The sequence below is a fragment of the Streptomyces sp. NPDC044921 genome, from assembly GCF_056432865.1.
The window spans coordinates 552,586-560,049 of sequence record NZ_JBWKIF010000001.1 but is presented as its reverse complement, the minus strand read 5'-3'; the positions used below and the strand labels follow the sequence as shown (position 1 = coordinate 560,049).

7 protein-coding genes are annotated in these 7,464 nt (G+C 70.3%); 2 read left to right on the top strand and 5 right to left on the bottom strand.

Going from position 1 to position 7,464, the window contains the following annotated elements; translation table 11 throughout:
• Nucleotides 1-313, top strand: a 313-nt coding sequence (locus AC07DA_RS02630) for a hypothetical protein (protein WP_479123850.1), incomplete at its 5' end; no start/stop codon positions are given.
• 178 nt (nucleotides 314-491) lie between these two features.
• Here the strand turns inward: AC07DA_RS02630 and AC07DA_RS02625 are convergent.
• Complete coding sequence (locus tag AC07DA_RS02625) at nucleotides 492-1,499, bottom strand: stage II sporulation protein M (protein ID WP_479123848.1); 1,008 nt, start codon at nucleotides 1,497-1,499, stop codon at nucleotides 492-494.
• Nucleotides 1,500-1,627: 128 nt separating this feature from the next.
• On the opposite strand from AC07DA_RS02625, the gene AC07DA_RS02620 reads away from it, so the two are divergent.
• Nucleotides 1,628-2,551 (top strand): RDD family protein, encoded by a 924-nt coding sequence (locus AC07DA_RS02620; RefSeq protein ID WP_479123846.1) that lies wholly within the window; start codon nucleotides 1,628-1,630, stop codon nucleotides 2,549-2,551.
• Between the two features lie 93 nt (nucleotides 2,552-2,644).
• On the opposite strand, the gene AC07DA_RS02615 is transcribed toward AC07DA_RS02620, so the two are convergent.
• The 4 genes from AC07DA_RS02615 to manA form a co-directional block, all read right to left on the bottom strand.
• Nucleotides 2,645-3,256 carry a hypothetical protein gene (locus AC07DA_RS02615; protein ID WP_479123844.1) on the bottom strand — a complete coding sequence of 204 codons (612 nt, stop codon included), beginning with the start codon at nucleotides 3,254-3,256 and terminating at the stop codon, nucleotides 2,645-2,647.
• A 135-nt stretch (nucleotides 3,257-3,391) separates the two neighbouring features.
• A complete protein-coding gene (gene ahcY, locus AC07DA_RS02610) occupies nucleotides 3,392-4,849 on the bottom strand; it encodes an adenosylhomocysteinase (RefSeq protein ID WP_479123842.1) in 1,458 nt (485 codons plus the stop codon).
• Nucleotides 4,850-5,167: 318 nt separating this feature from the next.
• On the bottom strand, nucleotides 5,168-6,142 hold the full coding sequence (locus tag AC07DA_RS02605; RefSeq protein ID WP_479123840.1) for a cation diffusion facilitator family transporter: 975 nt from the start codon (nucleotides 6,140-6,142) through the stop codon (nucleotides 5,168-5,170).
• A 157-nt stretch (nucleotides 6,143-6,299) separates the two neighbouring features.
• Entirely contained in the window at nucleotides 6,300-7,451 is a 1,152-nt protein-coding gene (manA, locus tag AC07DA_RS02600; RefSeq protein ID WP_479123838.1) for a mannose-6-phosphate isomerase, class I, read from the bottom strand.
• Nucleotides 7,452-7,464 lie beyond the last annotated feature (13 nt).

Here is a 7,464-nt window from a genome sequence, read left to right as displayed (position 1 = left end):
TTTCAAAGGAACCTCGACCATCGGTTGTCCGATGGACGGGGTATCAACATATCTGGCGTTGACTTTTGGCACGCTGTTGAGTTCTCAAGGAACGGTCGCTTCCTTTGTACTCACCCTCTCGGGCTTTCCTCCGGGCGCTTCCCTTCGGTCTTGCGTTTCCGACTCTATCAGATCTTTCCTCGACCCGATTTCCTCGGTGCTTTCCAGGTTTCCGCTCTCGCGGTTTCCTTTCCGGCGGTTCCGACTTTATCAGAAGCTTTGGACCGGACTGACCGGCCGCTCATTTCCGATTCATCGGGAGAGGCTTCATTGAAATCAGTGATTCAAGAAGCAGGCAGATGTTCCACGGTCACCGGTCCGGGGCGGAGCCCCTCTCCAGGCAACTGTTCGAATCTACCTCCCCACACGGGCCGTGTCAACGGCTCCTGCGGGGCGAAGAGGAGACTAGCAGCTGAACGGACGTGGTCGCACATCCGGTGGTCGGAAGACCATCAGGCAGCCGTGGGGACCGTCGCGCTGCGTTCCGCCGCCTCGACGTCGCCCGTCTCCCCCGCACGGGCCGCACGGCCGCCCAGGATCCAGACGTAGGCCAGGAAGGCCAGTTCGGCGACGACTCCGATGGTGATGCGGGCCCAGGTCGGGAGGCCGGACGGGGTGACGAAGCCTTCGATGGCGCCGGAGACGAAGAGGACCAGGGCGAGGCCGATGGCCATGCCGATGGCGGCCCGGCCCTCTTCCGCGAGAGCGATGCGCCGGGTGCGCGGGCCTGGGTCGATGAGCGTCCAGCCGAGCCGCAGTCCGGTGCCGGCCGCGACGAAGACCGCGGTCAGTTCGAGCAGGCCGTGCGGGAGGACCAGGCCGAGGAAGGTGTCGAGGCGGCCGGCGGAGGACATCAGGCCGAAGCCGATACCGAGGTTGAGCATGTTCTGGAAGAGGATCCAGAGGACCGGCAGTCCCAGGAACACCCCCAGGATCAGGCAGAGGGCGGCGGCCCAGGCGTTGTTCGTCCACACCTGGGCCGCGAAGCTGGCCGCCGGGTGGCTCGAGTAGTACGTCTCGTACTGGCCGCCCGGACGGGTCAGCTCGCGCAGTTCGCTGGGGGCCGCGATCGAGGCCTGCACTTCGGGGTGGGTGCCGATCCACCAGCCCAGGAGGGCCGCGACGGCCGTGGAGAGCAGCGCCGTCGGGACCCACCAGCGGCGCGACTTGTAGACGGCGGCGGGGAAACCGTGGGCGAGGAAGCGGGTGACGTCGCGCCACGAGGCGCGTCGGGTGCCTGTCACGGCGCTGCGCGCGCGTGCCACCAGTTGGCTGAGCCGGCCGGTCAGCTGGGGGTCGGGGGCGCTGGACTGGATCAGGGAGAGATGCGTGGCGGTGCGTTGGTACAGGGTGACGAGTTCGTCGGCCTCCGCGCCGCTGAGGCGGCGCTGGCGGCGGAGCAGGGCTTCGAGGCGGTCCCACTCCGCTCGGTGGGCGGAGACGAAGACGTCGAGGTCCATCGGTGTGCCTGCTCCTCGGCTGTTCGTCGGCGGCTCGTCGTGGATCAGCTTGTCGTACTGCGGCGCGATGCGCCCTCAGCTTGGCAGACTGGCCCTGTCGGGGGCAGGGCAGGGGAAGGACGGCGGGCGTGAGTGAGCTGGTGACGGGCGAGGCTGTGGCGTTGGAGCTGCGCCCCGCGAGGCTGCCCAGCAGGGCGCTGGCCGTGCTGCTCGATCTGGTGGCGGCCATGGCGGTCTACGTCGCGGTGACCATCGCCCTGGTCGTGTCCACCGCTTCGCTGGACGAGGCGGCGCAGACGGCGTTGTCGATCGCGTCGTTCGTGCTGGTGCTGGTGGGCTTGCCGATCGCGGTGGAGACGCTCAGCCATGGGCGGTCGCTCGGGAAGATGGCGTGCGGACTGCGGGTGGTGCGTGACGACGGCGGGCCGATCCGGTTCCGGCATGCGCTGGTGCGTGGTCTGATCGGGGTGATCGAGATCCTGATGACCTTCGGGGTCGTCGCCTGTATCGCCTCGTTCGTGTCGGCGCGCGGGCGGCGGCTGGGGGACGTGTTCGCGGGGACTCTCGTCGTACGGGAGCGGATCCCGGTCGCGCGGACCGGTTTCGTGCCGCCTCCTCCGCCGTGGCTGGCGGGGCGGTTCTCGCAGCTCGACCTGTCGGCGGTGCCGGACGGGTTGTGGCTGGCCGTGCGGCAGTACCTGACGCGGATGCAGCAGCTGGATCCGCAGGTGGGCTGGTCGATGGCGGAACGGCTGGCGTCCGATCTCGCGGGTCGTACCGGGACTCCGGTGCCGCAGGGGGTGCCGCCGGCGGCCTATCTGGCAGCCGTCGTGCAGGAGCGGCAGGCGCGGGAGGCCCGGCGGGCTTTCGGGAGCGGTTCGGGTACGGCTGTTCCGGCGCCGCCGACGGGTTCCCCCGAGGCTGTCGCGGGGTCTCCTGCCGTGCCCACCGGGGACGGTCCCGAACCGGCGAGCCGCGGAGGTCGGCCCGGCTCGTCGCCCGGAGTGCCGGGCGGGAAGCGGCCGGGCAGCGGGTTCGTGCCGCCGGCCTAGTCGGCTGCCGCCGGCCTGTTCGTGCCGGCCTTTCCGCTCTGCCGCCGCCGGCCTGTGCGTGCCGCTGTCCTGGTGCAGGGCCCGGTCTTGCGCTCAGCTGAACCGCGACGGCGGGGAGTCCAGGTCCTCGAGCTCGATGCCGGGGGCGGCGAGCACGACGTCGCCTGCGATGTGCACGGCGTGCTGTTCGCCGGTGTCCAGGGCTGTGACCTGGTATTCGTCCACGGTCAGAGGGCCGTTGTCAGTGGCGTGTGCTTCTCTTTTCAGCAAGGTCCACGACTGGTCCACGGTGCGCGGGGCGAGGACCGGATCCGTGAAGGCGACGAGGCGTACGCGGGTGGCGGCGGAGGGGGTGAGGCGCAGGAGACGGGCTGTGGCGACGAGGAACGCCGGGGAGGTGCCGGTGAAGGCGTGGGCGCGCACATTGCCTTCGGTGGCGTCGGTTCCGGTGGGGTCGGTGCGGACCCAGGTGACGCCGTCGAGGGCGGCGCCGCGGACCTGCCAGGCGGCGGCGTGGAGTTCGAGGCGGAGGGGACGGCCGAGTTCGTCCAGGGTGAGGTCGACGGAGCCGTGGTGATCGCCCGCGGGGGTGGTCAGCCGGGATACGTAGCGCCAGCCGGAGGGGCCGGGGGCGCACTGGAAGTGTTCTTCTGCGAGGGGGGTGTGATCGTGCGGATCGTGGAGCGAATAACGGCCGCGGGGCATGGGGGTCCTGGGTCCTGACGGGCCGGGCCGGTCGCCGGCCGGCCGGAAACGGGGCAGGCCCCCCGGCACGGGGGTGCGGGGGGCCTGCTGCGGATCCGGCCGGTGGCTGACCGACCGGCAGCGGTGCTGCTGAGCTCAGTAGCGGTAGTGGTCCGGCTTGTACGGGCCCTCGACCTTCACGCCGATGTACTCGGCCTGCTCGGGGCGGAGCGTGGTCAGCTTCACGCCGAGCGCGTCCAGGTGGAGGCGGGCGACCTTCTCGTCGAGGTGCTTGGGCAGCACGTAGACGCCGGTCGGGTACTCGTCGGGCTTGGTGAACAGCTCGATCTGGGCCAGCGTCTGGTCCGCGAAGGAGTTGGACATCACGAACGACGGGTGGCCGGTGGCGTTGCCCAGGTTCAGCAGGCGGCCCTCGGACAGGACGATGATCACCTTGCCGTCGGGGAAGGTCCAGGTGTGGACCTGCGGCTTGACCTCGTCCTTGACGATGCCGGGGATCTTGGCGAGGCCGGCCATGTCGATCTCGTTGTCGAAGTGGCCGATGTTGCCGACGATGGCCTGGTGCTTCATCTTGGCCATGTCCGAGGCCATGATGATGTCCTTGTTGCCGGTCGTGGTGATGAAGATGTCGGCCTTGTCGACGACCTCGTCGAGGGTCGTGACCTGGTAGCCGTCCATCGCGGCCTGGAGGGCGCAGATCGGGTCGATCTCGGTGACGATCACGCGGGCGCCCTGTCCGCGCAGGGACTCCGCGCAGCCCTTGCCGACGTCGCCGTAGCCGCAGACGACCGCGGTCTTGCCGCCGATGAGGACGTCGGTGGCGCGGTTGATGCCGTCGATCAGCGAGTGGCGGCAGCCGTACTTGTTGTCGAACTTCGACTTGGTGACGGCGTCGTTGACGTTGATCGCCGGGAACAGGAGGGTGCCGTCGCGCTGCATCTCGTACAGGCGGTGGACGCCGGTCGTGGTCTCCTCGGTGACACCGCGGATCTCGGAGGCCAGCTGGGTCCACTTCTGGGGGTTCTCGCCCAGGGTGCGGGTCAGCAGCTCCAGGATGACGCGGTGCTCGTCGGACTCGGCGGTGTCGGGCGAGGGGACCTTGCCGTCCTTCTCGTACTCGACGCCCTTGTGGACGAGGAGGGTGGCGTCACCACCGTCGTCGAGGATCATGTTGGGGCCGCCGGTGGGGCTGTCCGGCCAGGTCAGGGCCTGCTCGGTGCACCACCAGTACTCCTCCAGGGTCTCGCCTTTCCAGGCGAAGACCGGGACGCCCTGCGGGTTGTCCACCGTGCCGTTCGGGCCGACGGCGATGGCCGCGGCGGCGTGGTCCTGGGTGGAGAAGATGTTGCAGGAGGCCCAGCGGACCTGGGCGCCGAGAGCGACCAGGGTCTCGATGAGGACGGCGGTCTGCACGGTCATGTGCAGGGAGCCGGTGACGCGGGCCCCGGCGAGGGGCTGCGCCTCGGCGTACTCCTTGCGGATCGCCATCAGGCCGGGCATCTCGTGCTCGGCGAGGGTGATCTCCTTGCGGCCGAAGTCGGCCAGGGAGAGATCGGCGACCTTGAAGTCCTGTCGGTTCTCGACAGTCGTCATTGCGAGCTGCTCCTCGGGGTTGGGTCGAGGTGGGTACGGCTGGTCTGCGCGGCGGCGGACACAGGGGTGCCCGAAAGAGGACACAGGCATGCCCGCGTACGCGCAGCGCAGTCCGTCGGAGGCCCTCTCTCCCTCGGCCGGTCCCCGGTGGGACCGCCCGACCGCCATCAGCAGCGACGTCTGGCTCCGTCCCAAGCTACACCGGGGGCGGGGGCGAACCCCAGTCCGTCCGCGAACACATCGAGCCGATCATGTGACGGGGACGGCGACGGGGCCCGCCGGGTGGTCCGGCGGGCCCCGTGGGCGCGAGGTGCGGGGTCAGTGGGCCGCGGGGTCCGGGCCTCCGGGGGAGGCCTCGGGGTCGGGGCCCTTGGCGGCTTCGGTCTCGCTGTAGATGTCCGGTTCGAGGTAGATCACCCGGGCGATGGGGACGGCCTCGCGGATGCGGGCCTCGGCGGCGTCGATGGCGGAGGCGATCTCGGTGGCCGTGTCGTCGTGCCGGACGGCGATCTTGGCGGCGACGAGGAGCTCCTCGGGGCCGAGGTGGAGTGTGCGCATGTGGATGATGCGGGTGACGGTGTCGCCGTCGACGACGGCGGCCTCGATCTTCTGGGCCTCCTCGGCGCCGGCGGACTCGCCGAGCAGGAGCGACTTGGTCTCGGCGGCGAGGACCAGGGCGATCAGGATGAGCAGGACACCGATGCAGAGGGTGCCGATGCCGTCCCAGACGCTGTCGCCGGTGAGCAGGGCGAGGCTGACGCCGGCGAGGGCGAGGATCAGGCCGACGAGGGCGCCGAGGTCCTCCAGGAGGACGACGGGGAGCTCGGGGGCCTTGGCGTGGCGGACGAACTCCTTCCAGGAGCGCTTGCCGCGCAGGAGGTTGGACTCCTTGATGGCCGTGCGGAAGGAGAAGGTCTCGGCGATGATCGCGAAGACCAGGACGCCGACCGGCCAGTACCAGTGCGTCAGCTCGTGCGGGTGCTTGATCTTCTCGTAGCCCTCGTAGAGGGCGAACATGCCACCGACCGAGAAGAGGACGATGGAGACGAGGAAGGCGTAGATGTAGCGCTCGCGGCCGTAGCCGAAGGGATGTTGCGGGGTGGCCTCGCGCTTGGCCTTCTTGCCGCCGAGCAGGAGCAGTGCCTGGTTGCCGGAGTCGGCGAGCGAGTGCACGGACTCGGCGAGCATCGACGACGAGTTGCTGAAGATGAACGCCACGAACTTCGCTACCGCGATCGCGAGGTTCGCGACCAGTGCCGCGACGATCGCCTTGGTGCCGCCTGACGCGCTCATATGTTCGCGTTGTCCCTTCGTACGCCGTGTGTTCCGGGGCCGGGACGCCGCCGTGTGCGGCGTCCGTGGGCTTTGCCCGTGCTTGACGGTGGGCCATTGTTGCAGCCCGTTGCGGCCGCGGTGTCTCAGGTCACCAGCACGGGGGGCGTCGAAACGGTCAGGCGATGACGGTGGCGCGGAAAAGTGTTCCCGTTCCGGACACTTCGGCCTTTTCTCCGGCCGGGACGAAGACCGAAGCGCCGGGCGTCAGGTCGTGTGCGCCGGCGCGGACCGCGCCGGCCGTGCAGAGCAGGATCTGCGGGGTCGGGCGGGTGAGGTGATGGGTGGTGCCGACCTCGGGCAGCACGTAGCGGGAGAGGCGGAACTCGTCGATGGGCGTCTCGTAGACCTCCTCGCCGTCGGGGGCGGCCTCGGGGCGCAGGACGCCCGGGTCGGCGGCGTGGAAGCGGACGACGCGCAGCAGTTCGGGGACGTCGACGTGCTTGGGGGTCAGTCCGCAGCGCAGGACGTTGTCGGAGTTGGCCATGATCTCGACGCCGAGGCCGCTGAGGTAGGCGTGCGGGACGCCGGCGCCGAGGTAGAGGGCCTCGCCGGGCTGGAGCCGGACGTGGTTGAGCAGCATCGCGGCGATGACGCCGGGGTCGCCGGGGTAGTGGTGGGCGATGTCGGCGTAGGGGGCGTAGGCGCCGCCGAGGCGGTCGCAGGCGGCGGCCGCCTCCTCGACCGTGCGGGACATCTCCTCGCGGTCGGCGGTGAGGATCGCGGTGAGGACCTCGCGCAGGGCGGCGTCCTCGGGGTGGGCGTGGAGCAGGTCGACGTAGGGCTTGAGGGAGTCGACGCCGAGGTCGTCGAGCAGGCCGGCGGCCTCCACCGGGGCGCGGAAGCCGCACAGTCCGTCGAAGGCGGTGAGGGCGCAGATCAGTTCGGGCTTGTGGTTGGCGTCCTTGTAGTTGCGGTGCGGGGCGTCGACGGGGATGCCGCGGCGCTCCTCGTCCGCGTAGCCCTCCTGGGCCTGCGCGAGGTCGGGGTGGACCTGGAGGGAGAGCGGGGCACCGGCGGCGAGGAGCTTGAGGAGGAAGGGCAGGCGGGGGCCGAACCGGGCGACGGCGGCCGGTCCGAGTTCCTTCTCGGGGTCGGCGTCGATGACCTCGACGAGCGTGCCCCGCTCGGTGCGCGAGGGCGCGCCGGGGTGGGCGCCCATCCACATCTCCGCCTGCGGCTCACCGGTCGGTTCGACGCCCAGCAGCTGCGGGATGGCGGTCGGGGAGCCCCAGGCGTAGGGGCGGATGGTGTTGTCGAGGCGGTCCATGGAGTTCTCTCTG

Coding starts and splice junctions, on each gene's coding strand:
- ahcY (WP_479123842.1), bottom strand. CDS start 4,849: ATGACGACTGTCGAGAACCGACAGGACTTCAAGGTCGCCGATCTCTCC.
- AC07DA_RS02615 (WP_479123844.1), bottom strand. CDS start 3,256: ATGCCCCGCGGCCGTTATTCGCTCCACGATCCGCACGATCACACCCCC.
- AC07DA_RS02625 (WP_479123848.1), bottom strand. CDS start 1,499: ATGGACCTCGACGTCTTCGTCTCCGCCCACCGAGCGGAGTGGGACCGC.
- AC07DA_RS02605 (WP_479123840.1), bottom strand. CDS start 6,142: ATGAGCGCGTCAGGCGGCACCAAGGCGATCGTCGCGGCACTGGTCGCG.
- manA (WP_479123838.1), bottom strand. CDS start 7,451: ATGGACCGCCTCGACAACACCATCCGCCCCTACGCCTGGGGCTCCCCG.